This window comes from Mycoplana rhizolycopersici (assembly GCF_013378445.1).
Taxonomy (GTDB): domain Bacteria; phylum Pseudomonadota; class Alphaproteobacteria; order Rhizobiales; family Rhizobiaceae; genus Mycoplana; species Mycoplana rhizolycopersici.
Genome location: NZ_JABXYK010000035.1, coordinates 1 through 14734 on the forward strand (window position 1 = coordinate 1; position 14734 = coordinate 14734).

General features: G+C 60.5%; 13 protein-coding genes and 1 pseudogene. 7 read left to right on the forward strand and 7 right to left on the reverse strand.

What is annotated here, in order from left to right; translation table 11 throughout:
* Positions 1-93: IS3 family transposase (locus HV823_RS27295; RefSeq protein ID WP_343051870.1), on the forward strand; the 93-nt coding region annotated here is incomplete at its 5' end.
* Between the two features lie 291 nt (positions 94-384).
* On the opposite strand, the gene HV823_RS26035 is transcribed toward HV823_RS27295, so the two are convergent.
* From HV823_RS26035 to gntR, 5 genes are all read right to left on the reverse strand, one after another.
* Positions 385-1371 (reverse strand): ABC transporter permease, encoded by a 987-nt coding sequence (locus tag HV823_RS26035; RefSeq protein ID WP_176952581.1) that lies wholly within the window; start codon positions 1369-1371, stop codon positions 385-387.
* Positions 1368-2348, reverse strand: a complete 981-nt coding sequence (locus HV823_RS26040) for an ABC transporter permease (RefSeq protein ID WP_176952582.1) — start codon at positions 2346-2348, stop codon at positions 1368-1370. The genes HV823_RS26035 and HV823_RS26040 overlap by 4 nt, the downstream gene beginning before the upstream one ends.
* Positions 2345-3889 (reverse strand): sugar ABC transporter ATP-binding protein, encoded by a 1545-nt coding sequence (locus tag HV823_RS26045; RefSeq protein ID WP_176952583.1) that lies wholly within the window; start codon positions 3887-3889, stop codon positions 2345-2347. Before HV823_RS26045 ends, HV823_RS26040 begins: the two co-directional genes overlap by 4 nt.
* Before the next feature lie 112 nt (positions 3890-4001).
* Complete coding sequence (locus HV823_RS26050; RefSeq protein WP_176952584.1) at positions 4002-5126, reverse strand: sugar ABC transporter substrate-binding protein; 1125 nt, start codon at positions 5124-5126, stop codon at positions 4002-4004.
* A gap of 233 nt (positions 5127-5359) precedes the next feature.
* Positions 5360-6424 carry an HTH-type transcriptional regulator GntR gene (gene gntR, locus HV823_RS26055; RefSeq protein ID WP_176952592.1) on the reverse strand — a complete coding sequence of 355 codons (1065 nt, stop codon included), beginning with the start codon at positions 6422-6424 and terminating at the stop codon, positions 5360-5362.
* A 483-nt stretch (positions 6425-6907) separates the two neighbouring features.
* Here gntR and paoA point away from each other — a divergent pair, with 483 nt between their 5' ends.
* The 3 genes from paoA to paoC are packed head-to-tail and all read left to right on the forward strand — an operon-like array spanning position 6908 to position 10701.
* Positions 6908-7546, forward strand: coding sequence for an aldehyde dehydrogenase iron-sulfur subunit PaoA (gene paoA, locus HV823_RS26065; RefSeq protein WP_176952585.1), 639 nt, complete (start codon positions 6908-6910; stop codon positions 7544-7546).
* The gene (locus tag HV823_RS26070) at positions 7543-8493 is read left to right on the forward strand and encodes an FAD binding domain-containing protein (protein ID WP_176952586.1); all 951 of its coding nucleotides are present in this window, start codon (positions 7543-7545) and stop codon (positions 8491-8493) included. The genes paoA and HV823_RS26070 overlap by 4 nt, the downstream gene beginning before the upstream one ends.
* 3 nt (positions 8494-8496) lie before the next feature.
* Positions 8497-10701 (forward strand): aldehyde oxidoreductase molybdenum-binding subunit PaoC, encoded by a 2205-nt coding sequence (paoC, locus tag HV823_RS26075; RefSeq protein ID WP_176952587.1) that lies wholly within the window; start codon positions 8497-8499, stop codon positions 10699-10701.
* A gap of 325 nt (positions 10702-11026) precedes the next feature.
* Here the strand turns inward: paoC and HV823_RS26080 are convergent, their stop codons facing one another.
* Positions 11027-11923, reverse strand: coding sequence for a LysR family transcriptional regulator (locus HV823_RS26080; protein WP_176952588.1), 897 nt, complete (start codon positions 11921-11923; stop codon positions 11027-11029).
* Between the two features lie 137 nt (positions 11924-12060).
* Between HV823_RS26080 and HV823_RS26085 the strand changes: the two genes are divergently transcribed.
* The 3 genes and pseudogenes from HV823_RS26085 to HV823_RS26095 form a co-directional block, all read left to right on the forward strand.
* Positions 12061-13032, forward strand: coding sequence for an MBL fold metallo-hydrolase (locus HV823_RS26085; RefSeq protein ID WP_176952589.1), 972 nt, complete (start codon positions 12061-12063; stop codon positions 13030-13032).
* Positions 13033-13067: 35 nt separating this feature from the next.
* Positions 13068-13643, forward strand: coding sequence for a pyridoxamine 5'-phosphate oxidase family protein (locus HV823_RS26090; RefSeq protein ID WP_176952590.1), 576 nt, complete (start codon positions 13068-13070; stop codon positions 13641-13643).
* A gap of 58 nt (positions 13644-13701) precedes the next feature.
* Positions 13702-14414 (forward strand): annotated as a pseudogene (locus HV823_RS26095) (IS5 family transposase); the annotation flags it as partial.
* Positions 14415-14546: 132 nt separating this feature from the next.
* On the opposite strand, the gene HV823_RS26100 reads toward HV823_RS26095, so the two are convergent.
* On the reverse strand, positions 14547-14734 hold a 188-nt coding region (locus HV823_RS26100), incomplete at its 5' end, for a hypothetical protein (protein WP_176952591.1).

Here is a 14734-nt window from a genome sequence, read left to right on the forward strand (position 1 = left end):
GACTACATCGAAATGTTCTACAACCCGAAACGCAAGCATGTCAGAAACGGGATGCTGTCGCCGGTAGAGTTCGAGATGCGGCAGAAAACCTAACCCGAGGGTGTCTACGAAACTCGGGGCTATTCAAACTCCACCTTCTCCGACGGGCCCGGTGCCCACCTGACGTCTTGCGGAAACCGCAGTGTAATTTCCACCACAACTTCCACTCAAATCGCCCCCGAAATTACACCATCTTCGAGGACACTACCGCAACTCACATTCACCGCATCCGCGCAATAGCGCATTGGAAAGCTGTGACGGGCGCAGCTACCTGATCTCAGAGAGCTGCGGGCATAGTTCAATCGCCGCTCGATAACGTGACAACTCCCATCAGACTCCTCCCTCTTATCGACTGGCAGGGTTGCGCCCATAGAGCAGCAACATGGCGATGATGACGATGCCATAGACAATCTGGCGTCCAGCCTCTGGCATCTGCATGACCGACAGGATCGACTGCAACAACGTGATCAAGATGACGCCGGCGACCGTGCCGAGATAGGACCCTCTGCCGCCAAGGATTGATGTGCCGCCGAGAACAACTGCGGCAATTGAGGGGAGCAAATAAGCGTCGCCCATAGCCTGCGCTGCTTTGGACGCGTAACCAGCCAACAGTACGCCGCCAAAAGCACTCAACGCGCCGGACACTGCAAATGCAACCATGACGATACGCCGCGTGTTGATACCGGAAAGGTAGGCTGCGCGCTCGCTGTTGCCGATACCGTAAACCGAGCGACCGAAGGTTGTTCGGGTCAGCAAAAACACCATTGCCACGCTGACAGATGCCCAGACCAGGATCGCGTTTGGTACACCGGGAATAATGTATCCCGTCGCCAGCCAGCGCATCGCTTGCGGCGCCGAGTCCTGCGGCGAAAAACCACCGGTGTAAAGAACCATCAGCCCTTGCGCCACAACGTTGGTTGCGAGCGTCACGATCATCGACGGGATTCGCAGGTAGGCAACGCCAAAGCCATTCAGTAGGCCGAATAGCATGCCGCACAGGATGCCAAAGGGTATCGCAATAACTGTGCTGCCAAAGCCCGCCGCTGCGCAAGCCATCATGGCACCCATTGTCATGACCCAGGGCACTGAAAGATCGATATGGCCAAGTAGGATCACCAGCATCATGCCTGCTGCGATCACGCCGAGGAACGAAGCGACCTTCAGTTGCTGTAGAAGATACTCGGGAGAAAGAAAGTTGCTCGAGTAGAGACTGCCCAGGAAAAGCAGCAACAGGATACATCCGAACGAGGTGAGTACGGCCGGATCGGCGCGCCGGATAGGGCCGGGGAGCCGGGCGCGCAATGACAAACGGTTTTCCGTCGCTTCCGTCATCGGAACCATTCCAGTCGATTTCGCACCCGAAGCAATCCGATGGCGCCAATGCTAATGGCGATCAGCAGCACGATCCCTTGCAGGAGGGGCTGCCATAGAGGGTCGACGTCGAACACGAACAGCATGTCGCCTGTCGTGCGAGCGGCAAACGCGCCGAAAATGGCACCGACGGCGCTTCCACGGCCGCCATAGAGGGAAACGCCGCCCAGCACCACAGCAGCGATCGACCACAAAGTGTAACCGCTCCCGCTCGCATAAGCCGCCTCACCGGTATAGGTGAAGAAGGTGAGGAACAAGCCGCCAACGCCAGCAAGAAGACCCGCAAGTGTGTACGCGACGAGCTTGGCACGCCGGATGGGAACCCCCGACATGAATGCGGCGGCTTCTGCCGAGCCTGCCGCGTAGGCTGCGCGTCCTATTTCCGATCGACGAAACGGCAGCCACACGAGCAGGACAACGACCAGCATAACGACAAGGCTCGAGGGGATGATCCCGAAGATGCGGCCCGTCACTGCATCTGCCAAGTCCTCATTGACTGCACCACCCGGAAACGGCCGAAGAAGCAAGGCCAGCCCGAAATAGACTGCCCCGGTCGCGATGGTGGCAACGATCGGCTGCAATCGGCCTTTAATGACGAGAAGGCCATTGATCGCGCCGCAAATGGTGCCGGCCAACAACACGCCGAGTACCCCGGCCGTTGTCTGCATTGGCGTTCCGACGACAATCCAGGATGCCAGGCAATTCGTCAGCACGAGGATCATGCCGACCGACAGATCGATACCTGCGGTAATCACTACCATCGCCTGCGCCATAGCCACGAAGGCAAGCAGAACGCCCTTGTTCGCCGCTGTCTGGGCGACGTTTGCCGTCAGTCCCGCCGGATGGTTGGCAATGTAGACCGCAAACATCAGGACGAAGATGGCAAGGCCGATCAACGTGCCGCGCTGTTCGTTCAACCAGTAGCGCCACTCGCTCATGCCGCCGCCTCCGGTTCGGTTTGCACGTTGAGCGCACTTGAAATCAATGCCCGCTCGGTGATCTCGCCACCGGCGAGTTCCTTGACGATCTTACCATCATAAAGCACCAACACCCGATCGCAGCAGCCGATCAATTCGTCATAGTCTGTAGAATAAAACAGGATGGCTGACCCTTCCTCCGCGAGCCGGCGCAACAACTGGTAGATCTCCTGCTTGGTGCCGACGTCGATGCCGCGCGTTGGATCGTTGAGAAGCAGGATGCGCGGCCGCCGCGTCAGCCATTTGGCAATCACGACCTTCTGCTGGTTTCCGCCCGACAATGCACCGACGGGGGTATCAGCGCCGGCGGTTTTGATCGCTAGCAGCCGGACCATCTCCTCAATGCTCGCATTCTCCCTGTCCCGATCGATGACGCCGTGTCTCGACAAGCGGTCGAGCGCAGCAAAGGAGAGGTTTTCGCGAACGGTCATGGGTAGCAACAGTCCCTCCGTCTTGCGATCCTCTGGGATCAGCGCCATTCCGATCGTGCCTGCACGCGCTGCACCCGGACTCGTGATAGACCGCGCCGCGCCATCGATACTGATCGTGCCGGACGTGCCCCGCAGAACCCCAAAAAGCCCGAGCAGCAATTCGCGCTGTCCCTGGCCGTCGAGCCCACCGAGCCCGACGACTTCGCCTGGTCGAACCTCAAGCGAGATGTCGCGCAGCCGATCGCTCCAACCCAGATTTTTGCAGGAGAGCACCGGTGCAGCATGGATGCGCGCGGCCGGCTTCGGCGGAAAGGCGCTGCTGACCTCACGCCCGATCATCATTTCTACGACTTCACTGTTGGACCGAGTGCCTGCGGCATAACTGGCGACGTTGCGGCCATTTCGAAAGACGGTGCATTCATCCGCAAGCTCGGCGATCTCGTGCATTCGATGGGATATGTAGAGGATAGCAAGACCCTCGGCGCGCAGCCGCTTCAAAACAGCGAATACTTTTGTCACGTCACTCGCCGTCAGAGCGGAGGTTGCCTCATCGAGAATGAGGATCCTTGGCATCCAGGCGAGCGCCTTGGCAATCTCGACCAGCTGGCGGCGCGACAGGGGCAGATCCCGGACAAGAGCACGAGGATGGATGTCCCCAGCACCGGCGCGGGCGAGTGCTTCTTCCGATAGCCGCCTCTGCGCCTTGCGGTCGATCAGGCCGAGGCGGCGCGGCGGATTTGAGATCGAGATATTGTCGGCGACGCTAAGATCGGGGATGAGCGACAATTCCTGGAAGACGCAGGCGATTCCTGCCGCAGCGGCCTCGGCGGGTGACCGGAACGAGACCGCTTGATCCTTTAAAAGCATCTGCCCTTCGTCTGGAGCGACAACCCCCGCCATAATCTTTATCAGGGTGGACTTGCCGGCGCCATTCTCGCCAAGAATAGCGTGGATCCGTCCGGATTCGACAACAAGGGACGCTGAATCCAGGGCACGTACCCCGCCATAGCGTTTGCCGATGCCCTCCATGCGAAGGAGAGGTGCGTTGGACTGTGACTGAGTGGAGGTCATGGGGCCTAAGGCCTGCTCCTGGGCGGCAATTGGTGCCGTCTGGTTCGACGCTCATGGATGCCGCGAGCATGGCCCGCGACATCCGGTGGGGTAGGGGAAGAGAATGCCCGCCCTACTGATTTTCTTGCGTCTGCCCCATGATTTCCTGCGCCGTGAAATTGATCCCGCAGGTGGGGAAGGCGTTTCCGACAAAGAAGTTGTCGGACTGATCGGGATAGAAATCCTGGCCTTCCTTGAAGTTGGGGTCTTCGACTATCGCCAGAGGAAGTTTGATCGACTGCGGAACGACCTGACCCTCAAGCGCTGCAATAGCTGTCTTGATCGCTACCGCGACCTGAGCCGGACCGGTCCCTGCCGACGAGCATTTCAGACCTTCACTTGCGTGCTTGGCACAGAACTTTCGGAAGCCGTTTTCTGTCTCTCCGCCAAAGGGAACAAAGGGATGTCCGGCGTCTATCATTGCCTGCACGACGCCCGTGTCACCACCCTGTGCGGTAATCCCGTCGAACTTCTTGTGAACCGCGATGGCATCCGCCGTCGCCTTTTGCGCGGTCGGATCATCCCACTTGCCGACCACCTCGACGACGTCCCACTTCTTTCCCGTTGCAACGAACGTTTCATGGATACCGCTGTGACGATCGGTATCGACGGAGGTGCCAGCGACGCCACGAACTTCAAGGATCTTGCCGCCATCGGGCAAGTGCTTGGCCAGCCAGTTGGCCCAAAGGACGCCCAGACCCTTCTGATCCACGTTGACGTTGATTGCGTCTTCCGTATCGAGGATGTTGTCGAAGGCGACGAGGACAACACCAGCTTCCTTGGCGCGCTTGATTACGGGCCCGAATGCGGTCGGGTTCTGTGCGTTGACGACGATCGCGTCAAATCCGGAATCGATGAAGTTGTTGATCGCCGAGATCTGGGCCGGCACGTCCTCGCCGGTGGAGACGACCTTGAACTCTTTCAGCTTCGCGGCAACCTCCGGCTGAGCGGCATAAGCCTTCGCCGTCTGGATCATCTGAATGCGCCAGGTGTTGGCGATATATCCGTTGGCGAGCGCTACCCGATAGGGCCCTTCCTTCTTGGGAAACTTGAAGAACTTCGTTTCAGCCGCCCACGGCGCGAAGCAATCGGCCTCCGCGGCGGGACCGCTCACGACTTCCGGATCGGCAAGTGCGGTTGTAGAGGCAAGCGCAATGGCGGCAGCGGCCATAAGGCCACTCACGAATGACCTGTGCATCGAATTCCCTCCCAGTTGTTGTGGTGCGGGACGCGAATTCGAAATGGAAGCCGGTGAACGTCGAGCATGCCCGCAGGCAAAAACCTGCATTTCAGGAAATATCCGGCACTTCATCTCGATACGCTATTCCGGTGACGCTTCTCGAGCTCCTCCCTCGGCGCCACAAAAAAATGGTAGCGCTACCAACATTTCTTGTAAAGCGGCGCGACGCGCGCGAACCAGGCTTCAAGGGGTTATTGGCGCGTGGTGCTTTCGCGGACCTTCAGCTCGAACCCGAGGTCAACGATGACCTGTTCCGGGCGATCGCCGGCGAGAGCGGCACGGATCATCGCAATCGCCTGCCGGCCAACCTCGTAACGTGGGGTGCGGATGCTGGTAAGAGAGGGGTAGGCAACAGCCATCATTTCGAGATCATTGTAGCCTGCAATGCAGATGCGGTCCGGCACCGAAATGCCCTGGCGATTGCACTCAAACAGCACCCCGAGCGCGAGGTCGTCGTTATTGCAGACGACCCCGTCGAGGCCCGGCGCTTTGCTGATGGCCTGGCGGAAAAGGTAGGCGCCCATTGATACGCTGGAGGGCGAGGGCGTCGTGGTGACAAGCAACTCGTCGAAGACACCGGTCGCGCGGAACGCGGCGCGATAACCCGCGAGGCGGCGCTGCGACCTTGGATCCATCCGCGCGCCGAGAAAACCGATCCGTCGGCACCCAATCTGCAACATGTGTTCGGTAGCCTGCTGTCCCCCATCGAAATGGGAGAATCCGACCATCATGTCGATCGGATTGGGACCGGTCTCCATGATCTGTACTACCGGACAGCCGGCGGTCTCCAGCAGACGTCGTGTCGCGGGCAGTTGATCTATGCCGGAGACGATGAGCGCGGAGGGCCGTTGTCCCAGAAAGACACGGAGCAGCCTTTCCTCCTCATCGGCGGAATAGTGGGTGTTGCCAAACTGAATTTGGAGCGCGCTGTCGCCAAGGCCATCATGGATGCCGCGCAGAACTTCAGCAAAAACGTTGTTGGTCAACGAGGGGATGAGGACGCCGATGACATCTGCCCTGGCCGACGCGAGTGCCCGAGCATTCGGATTGAGCACGTATCCGAGCGCGGTTATTGCGGCGTCGATCCGCTCCCGCAACTCACTCGAAACGCGTTCGGGATCACGCAGCGCGCGCGACACCGTGATCGTACCAACGCCGGCGCGGCTTGCGACATCCGCAAGTGTTGGCCGTCCGCTACTTCGCCTGGATCGGTTTCCCACGGCGTCCCCCGGTCGAGCATTGCCCGCAAGCTGCATGGCGCCAAGCATAGTCGAACGGTGGCTCTTTGCAAAAAGGTGAGCGTGAAATTGGCGTGACGGTTGCGTCGAGTTCCAAAGACTGCCGTTTCGATTTCGTTGCTGAGTGAGTGAAGCAAATCGCAACGTTCCTATGTGGTTGGTCTCATTGACGGCTTGCAAACACGCTTGGTGGGGCGGCGTCGCCTTACTGTTCGCAATTCGCGGTTTGGATTTGTGTGCCGAGCTTTAGGCAGCGATCGACCAGGCGATTTCGCGCCAGGTCGAGATGGCATGGTGGCGGTGTTCGGCGGCGGTCTGTCAACATGGCGCAAGGCCGGTGAATTGCTCGACGCCTTCCCGCCGGCCGAATGCGCCAACTATCTCAGAAACTCAGGCTATGCTTCCGTATGAAAACAGCATGCTCTAGCTACTGCTGGTGGCCGCGTAGGATTGTCCCGCGACCCCACGCCACCGAAACGGACAATTGAAGTCGAGCTGGATATGGCGAGCCCGATTCATCTGGAACTTTCCCGTCCGCAGTTGCTTATCTCCTCGGTCGTAACATCAGTCGTCACGGGAACCGCGGCAGAGGCGGCGACCGCACAATCCCCCGGAGCCGAAATGCCTCAAAACTCGAAAGTCTCGATGATCGTCAATGACGAAAGACATGAGATCGAAGTCGACAACAGGACATCGTTGCTCGACGCGCTTCGCGAGCATCTCCGTCTGACCGGAACCAAGAAGGGTTGCGACCACGGCCAATGCGGTGCGTGCACTGTGATGGTGGAAGGCCGTCGGATCAACTCCTGTCTGACACTCGCCGTGATGCATCAGGGCGACGAAATCACGACGATCGAAGGGCTCGGCGAGCCGGGCAATCTTCATCCGATGCAAGCAGCCTTCGTCAAACATGATGGCTTCCAATGCGGATACTGTACGCCGGGGCAAATCTGTTCCGCAGTGGCGGTTCTCGAAGAGATAAAAGCTGGCATCCCGAGCCACGTCACCTCCGATATCACAGCGGCTGCCCCGCTCACGACAACCGAGATTCGCGAGCGCATGAGCGGGAATATCTGTCGTTGCGGAGCCTACTCCAACATCATGGATGCCATCGTCGAAGTCGCGGGGACAAGAGCATGAGAGCCTTCACATACGAGCGCGCCTCGTCCGTAGAGGCGGCGGCCAAAGCGGCCGCATCGAACAGCCAAGCCAGATTCATCGCAGGTGGTACCAATCTGCTCGACTTGATGAAGCTGGAAATCGAGACACCGACGCACCTGATCGACATCAACGGATTGGGCGTCGACAAGATCGAGGGCACGCAAGAAGGTGGAGTGCGTATCGGGGCGCTGGTTCGCAACACAGACCTTGCCGCTCACGAAACCATTCGCCGTGACTACGGGCTGCTTTCGCGGGCACTGTTGGCGGGCGCTTCCGGACAGTTGCGCAACAAGGCGACCACAGCGGGCAATCTGCTCCAGCGCACGCGATGTCCTTATTTCTACGACACCAACCAGCCTTGCAACAAGCGGCAGCAGGGCAGCGGCTGTTCCGCCATCGGTGGCTTCACCAGGCAGCATGCGGTGGTGGGAACAAGCGACGCCTGTATCGCGACGCATCCCAGCGACATGGCAGTCGCGATGCGCGCCCTTGACGCCGTCGTAGAGACGGTAAAGGCAGACGGCAGCCGTCGGTCTGTCCCGATCGAGGACTTTCATCGCCTACCCGGCGATACCCCGCACATAGAAACGGTTCTCGAAGCAGGCGAGGTCGTCACGGCGGTGACGCTGCCGCCACCCGTCGGCGGCAAGCAAATTTACCGGAAAGTTCGCGATCGTGCTTCATACGCCTTCGCGCTTGTTTCGGTGGGAGCGGTCATCCAGTCGGATGGCACAGGACAGGTCGCAGTCGGCGGCATCGCCCACAAACCGTGGCGCATCGCGACCGCGGAGGCCGAACTGCCGAGGGGGGCGAAGTCGACGGCGGATGCCTTGCTAGCTGACGCTCGTCCTACCGAGCAGAATCGCTTCAAAATCGATCTTGTGCGTCGGACGCTCGGCGCTGTCCTCACCGAAGCAAGGGGGTGAGTCATGCAGTTCGACAAGCCAGCAACCACCAATCCTATTGACCGCCTCAAGGTAGTCGGCCAGCCGGTGCATCGCATCGACGGCCAACTCAAGGCAACCGGGCGGGCGAAGTATGCCTATGAATGGCACGACCCAAATGTTCCCTACGTCTACGGATATCCTGTGGGCGCGGCTATCGCCAAGGGACATATCGTCTCCATGGACGTCTCGGCCGCTAAGGAAGCGCCAGGCGTGCTCGCCGTGGTAACGGCTCTTGACGTCGGCGAACGCAAGAAGGGCAAGTTCAACACGGCTAAGCTCTTCGGCGGCAGCGAAATTCAACATTATCACCAAGCCGTCGCCGTCGTGGTCGCGGAAACTTTCGAGCAGGCGCGTGCCGCTGCCGCACTCGTGAGGGTCGAGTACGCAGAGGAAATAGGGGCGTTCGATCTCAAAGACGCGATGAAGACGGCCATAAAGCCCAAGGACGTCGGCGGCGCGCCGCCGGACACGGCTGTCGGCGACTTTGATGGGGCGTTCAAAGCGGCCCCCGTCAGCTTCGACGCGACGTATACCACGCCCGACCAATCGCATTCGATGATGGAGCCCCATGCTTCGATCGCTGTCTGGGATGGCGAGGCTCTTACTATCTGGACCTCCGCCCAGATGATCGACTGGTGGCGCTCCGACCTGGCGACTACGCTCGACGTCGAGAAGGAAAAAATCCACCTTATGTCGCCGTTCATCGGCGGCGGTTTTGGGGGAAAGCTGTTCCTGCGGGCGGACGCGGTTCTCGCGGCATTTGGTGCCAAGGCGGCCAGGCGTCCGGTAAAGGTGGCGTTGCCGCGCCCGTTTATGGTCAACAACACGACCCATCGCCCAGCAACAATCCAGCGCGTCCGAATCGCTGCGGAGCACACCGGCAAGATCACGGCGATCGGGCACGAAAGCTGGTCGGGAGACCTTCCGGGCGGTCAGCTTGAGACGGCGGCGATGCAGACACGGCTGCTCTACGCCGGCGAGAACCGTATGACTGCCATGCGGTTGGCAACACTGGATTTGGCGGAGGGCAACGCCATGCGCGCGCCTGGGGAGGCTCCCGGCATGATGGCGCTCGAGATCGCCATGGACGAGATGGCTGAGAAGCTCGATATCGATCCCGTCGAATTCAGGATCATCAACGATACACAGGTCGACCCGGAAAAACCGGAGCGGCCATTCTCCCATCGCGATCTTGTCAGCTGCCTCAGGCTCGGAGCTGAACGTTTCGGGTGGAGCGACCGGGGCAGGCCCGCGTCCCGGAGAGAAGGGAATTGGCTCATCGGGCTCGGAGTCGCCGCCGCGTTCCGAAACAACCTGCTCGTTCCGTCAGCTGCGCGGGTTCGGCTCGATCACGAGGGCGTTATCACCGTCGAAACCGATATGACGGACATCGGAACCGGGAGTTACACAATAATTGCCCAGACGGCGGCCGAAATGATGGGCGTCCCCATTGAAAAAGTCGTCGTCCGCCTGGGGGATTCACGGTTTCCGGTGTCGGCAGGTTCAGGCGGTCAGTTCGGGGCCAACTGCTCTACCACCGGCGTTTACGCAGCATGTGTCAAACTCCGGGAAGCCATCGCGCAGAAGCTGGGCTTCAATTCAGAGGACGCTACGTTCGAAAATGGGGAGGTCCGGTCAGGCAACAGGTCTGTGCCGCTTGCCGAGGCTGCGGGTTCCGAAGGTCTTGCCGGGGAGGACACTGTCGAATGGGCAAAGCTTGCGGACAGCCACCAGCAGTCGACTTTCGGTGCCCACTTTGTCGAGGTGGGCGTCGATATCGCGACGGGTGAAAGCCGCATTCGTAGGATGCTCGCCGTTTGCGCCGCCGGGCGCATCCTCAATCCGATCACCGCCCGCAGCCAGGTTGTCGGTGCAATGACCATGGGCGTCGGCAGTGCACTCTCGGAGGAACTCGCGGTCGATGTCGGGCGCGGCTTCTTCGTCAATCACGATCTCGCGGGTTACGAAGTACCCGTACACGCCGACATTCCGCATCAGGAGGTGATCTTCATGGACGAAACCGATCCGTATTCGTCGCCCATGAAGGCCAAGGGTATTGCGGAGCTCGGGCTGTGCGGAGTTTCGGCCGCCATCGCGAACGCCATCTACAACGCCACGGGTGTCAGGGTTCGAGAATATCCCATCACTCTCGACAAGCTGATTGGCGGTCTACCAGACGTGACATGACATATTGGCGGGTCCGCAGTGTGGGGCAGGGAGGCCCGCACGCGGTCTCCCCGCCGACCGGAGAGCTTCCCATGCTACCGGAACCGGTGCTGGCCGCGTTGGATTCGCCGGCCCCCCCGACGATGCCGACGATCCCCCTCGCTTCGCAAGCACATGAGGACCGCACTTCGGAAATTCCGACCCGACGGCCAACGCCGTACGCCGTTGTCTTGCTGTCGCAGTGAGCATCACGACGCGTTGGGAGTTTATAGAAGGCGAGTTGCACTTTGCGGCTCCCCACCGGTGTGCCTGACCGCCATCAATGGTGGTGCGCCTAACGGGAACGCTAGTTGGCCATCCGCCTGCGCAGGCGGGGCGTGATCCAGTCCAGGAAACATCGCACCTTCATTGGCAGGGGATCAACGGGTGTATAGACGACGTTCACAGGCAGCGGTTCCGGTGCGAATTCTGTCAGCACTTCCTGCAGAGCGCCGGAGCGCAATTGATCGGAGATCTGGTAAGACAGCACGCGGATAATGCCGATACCTGTTACGGCGGCCTGAATGGCGGCCTGCGTTGTGTTGACCGCAAGTTTGGGGCGCGGCTCGATGGTGAAGGCTGTTCCGTCGCCGCGGTAGCGCACTTCCGGCGCGGTCGAGAAGCCCTGGAAGCTTATGCCGTCATGCTGGGCGAGGTCCTCCGGCTGACACGGTACACCTCGGCGAACGAGATAGTCGGGGCTTGCGCAGACTACCCGGCGGACGGCGCCGACGCGCGTTGCGATAAGCGTGCTGTCCGCCAGGTGTCCAATGCGCAGGGCCACATCGACGTGCTCATCCGACAGACTTATCTGTCGATCGGCGAGCGTCAGGCGCAGGTTGATATCGGGTTGCTCCTTCAGGAATTCCAGCGCGATTGGCAGCACATGGCGCTCGCCGAAGGCGACCGGTGCTGTTACGTGAAGCCCTCCGCGCAACGCGCCATAATCGCCGCTGGCTTGACGCTCTGCGGCCTCCAGCTCCTCCAGAATGCGACGTGACGCGGCGACATAGCTCCGCCCTTCATCCGTCAGGGCAAGGCCTCGGCGGGTGCGCAGCACCAGGCGCACGCCAAGGTGCTTTTCAAGATCTGCGACCTTGCGGCTGACAGTGGCGAGCGGTGCATGTAATCGCCGCGCTCCAGCCGAGAGGCTGCCGGCATCGACCACCGCCAGCAGCACCGACATCGCTTCAAACCGATCCATTTTAACCTTCCGAAAATTGAGAGGAAAGCTCCTGAAACGGCACAATACCCTATTGGTTTTGGATAATCTAACTTTGACCTCGTCAAGGGTAACGCCGCCCGGCTCCCCGTATTCCCAAGGATCAGGAGAAAGACGTCATGCCACAACTTTCACGTCGTGCCTTTGCCAGCGCTCTTCCTCTCGGCCTTCTGGGCGGAGGACTGATCGGTGGCGTACCGGCCGTTGCCGCGACACAGAACATCGCCAAGACGCCTGTAAGCGTTACGCCACTGGCGCAGATCCGCATCGGTCGCTTCACGGTGACGGCGCTGACAGACGGTTATGCCGATATGCCCTACGACTATTTTCCGGGACGCAGCCCGGCCGAGGTCGAACAGGCGGCAGTTGCCCAGTTCACCGCCCGGCAGAGTGGGGTACGGTTCCTCTTTAACCAGTATCTCATCGATGATGGCGACCGCCGCATTCTGATCGATGCCGGTGCAGCGGGCTCGATCGGGCAGACCGGTAAACTGCCGCAGGCGCTCGCCGTGCTTGGCCTGCGACTTGACCAGATCGACGCGGTGATCGTGACGCATATGCATCAGGACCACATGGGCGGTCTGATCGCCGGCGGCAAGAACAATTACCCCAAGGCAGAGCTCTATATCGATCGTCGCGACGTCAAGCATTGGACTGACCCGGCCAAGCGCAGCGGCGCGCCCGATTATCTGCAAACGAGCTTCCAGATGGCGGACGAGGTCGTGCGCCTTTACCCGAGACTTCAGTCGATGGACGGAGAGCGTGAAATCGTGCGCGGTGTCTCGATCGTCGACCTGACCGGTCATACACCCGGCCATATCGGCGTGCGGGTTGAAGATGAAGGCAAGAGCCTCATCATGGTGTCGGACATGATCTTTCCGGTTGTGCATCCGGGAGCAACCGATGTGTTCTTCCTGTTCGAGCAGGACCGCGCAGCGGCCAAGGCGATGCGCGACCGCTTTTTCCCTCTCGCAGCCTCGGAAGGCGCGCTGATTGCCGCCACGCACATGCCCTTCCCGGGGCTCGGCCGTGTCGTTGCCGACCGGGGGCAAATGCGCTGGGAAGTTGCAGACTGGGCCTTGCAGGATTGAGTTCGGCTCCGGCCGCCTGGAAAGGATAGAAGGGAATGAGCAGATATCTCAATATCGCCACGACGCCCTCCGTGGCGGCCGCGCAGGAGCATTATGGCAGCGCGGAGCAATGGGCGCGGATCGGCGCGCGCGGTGGCGCAGATGAAACCGCGCAGAGCCAGCGCCTCGGTCCAGCAGAAACCGCCTTTATCCGTGGGCGCGACGGTTTTTATCTCGCCAGTGTTTCGGAAACCGGCTGGCCTTATGTCCAGTACCGTGGCGGCCCCGCAGGCTTTCTCACCACCATCGATTCGTCGATGCTGGGCTTCGCGGATTTTCGCGGTAATCGGCAATACATCACGACAGGCAACGTGCGCGCCAATGATCGCGTCTCACTGTTTCTGATGGACTATGTGCACCGGCGGCGCCTGAAAATCTATGGTCACATGCAGGTCATCGATGCGGAGGACGACGCTGAGCTGGCGAAGCGGCTGACGGTACCTGGCTATCCCGCACGGGTGGAGCGCCTCGTTCTCATCGCGGTGGAGGCGTTCGACTGGAACTGCCCACAGCATATCACGCCGCGCCTCACGCAGGCTGAGCTGGCGCGTCTTCGTACTCAACCTACGTGACCATAATGCCATTGGCGTTGAGATCATGAAAAGCTGCAACCGCGAGTTCGCAGCCTAGCTAGGCCTCGATCTAGCCGTTCCCGATCACTCGACGCTGAGCCGTCGGGCAGGCAAGCGGCAATCGTCGGACAGGCGGCAAGATGATCGTGGTTGTGTCCCGGCAAGAGGGGCCCATTCATGTCCTGATCGACAGCACAGGGTTGCAAGTCTACGGCGCTGGGCAATGGCTGGAGGAAAAGCATGGTGTCAAATCTCGTCGGGCTGGCGCAAGCTGCACCTGGCGCTGGATGCCGACAGCGGCGACATCATTGCACATGTCATGACCGATCAGGATGCCGGCGACGCCTCGCAGGTGGAGCCGCTACTCGACCAGATTGAGATGCCCATCGGCCAGTTCACGGCCGATGGAGCCTATGATGGCAACCCTACCTATCAAGTGGTGGCCAGGCATAGTGCTGACGCGGCTGTCGTCATTCCGCCACGCTCCAATGCGTTGGAGCGGCCGGACAGCCCCCCCCGAGTCAGCGAGACCGTCATATCGCGGCGATCAACACCGATGGAAGAATGAAGTGGCAGATCGCCACCGGCTACGGAAAACGCTCACTGGTCGAGACAGCCATCGGTCGTTACAAATCGATCATTGGCCGCCGGTTGCAGGCGCGCTCATTCGCAGCACAGCAGACGGAGGTCGCCATCGGCTACGCCGTCCTCAATCGAATGCTGGCCTGCGCACGCCCAAAATCCGTCCGGTGCAAGAAGGCTGCCGCGTAGCCAGGGCATTCCACTCGTATGCCATCCCATCCTCCTAGCTACGTCCCATCGAAGCATCGAACAGAAGCTGAGTCGAGTTGGTTTGGGACACGGGTGTCTGCGGACACATCCTAAACCGACAACGTTTCACGTTCACCCTTCTCCGATGAACTTGCCCGGCAATCGGGTCCGCCACCCACGGGCGAAGCCGTGGCCCATGGCGATCGAAGCGAACCTGAGCTTCTCTTCTACGGCATCGCGCTCGGCCAGCAGCGTTCGGATCGCTTCCAGCGCGTTGCCGTCGTGCATTTCAAGGATCGCGACCGCCTCGTCCATCGGAG

What these genes read in the sequence shown, in the direction of transcription:
- gntR (WP_176952592.1), bottom strand. Translation starts at nt 6,424, where the DNA reads ATGCAGCTTGCGGGCAATGCTCGACCGGGGGACGCCGTGGGAAACCGA.
- HV823_RS26035 (WP_176952581.1), bottom strand. Translation starts at nt 1,371, where the DNA reads ATGACGGAAGCGACGGAAAACCGTTTGTCATTGCGCGCCCGGCTCCCC.
- HV823_RS26045 (WP_176952583.1), bottom strand. Translation starts at nt 3,889, where the DNA reads ATGACCTCCACTCAGTCACAGTCCAACGCACCTCTCCTTCGCATGGAG.
- HV823_RS26090 (WP_176952590.1), top strand. Translation starts at nt 13,068, where the DNA reads ATGAGCAGATATCTCAATATCGCCACGACGCCCTCCGTGGCGGCCGCG.
- HV823_RS26080 (WP_176952588.1), bottom strand. Translation starts at nt 11,923, where the DNA reads ATGGATCGGTTTGAAGCGATGTCGGTGCTGCTGGCGGTGGTCGATGCC.
- HV823_RS26070 (WP_176952586.1), top strand. Translation starts at nt 7,543, where the DNA reads ATGAGAGCCTTCACATACGAGCGCGCCTCGTCCGTAGAGGCGGCGGCC.
- HV823_RS26050 (WP_176952584.1), bottom strand. Translation starts at nt 5,126, where the DNA reads ATGCACAGGTCATTCGTGAGTGGCCTTATGGCCGCTGCCGCCATTGCG.
- paoA (WP_176952585.1), top strand. Translation starts at nt 6,908, where the DNA reads ATGGCGAGCCCGATTCATCTGGAACTTTCCCGTCCGCAGTTGCTTATC.
- HV823_RS26040 (WP_176952582.1), bottom strand. Translation starts at nt 2,348, where the DNA reads ATGAGCGAGTGGCGCTACTGGTTGAACGAACAGCGCGGCACGTTGATC.
- paoC (WP_176952587.1), top strand. Translation starts at nt 8,497, where the DNA reads ATGCAGTTCGACAAGCCAGCAACCACCAATCCTATTGACCGCCTCAAG.
- HV823_RS26085 (WP_176952589.1), top strand. Translation starts at nt 12,061, where the DNA reads ATGCCACAACTTTCACGTCGTGCCTTTGCCAGCGCTCTTCCTCTCGGC.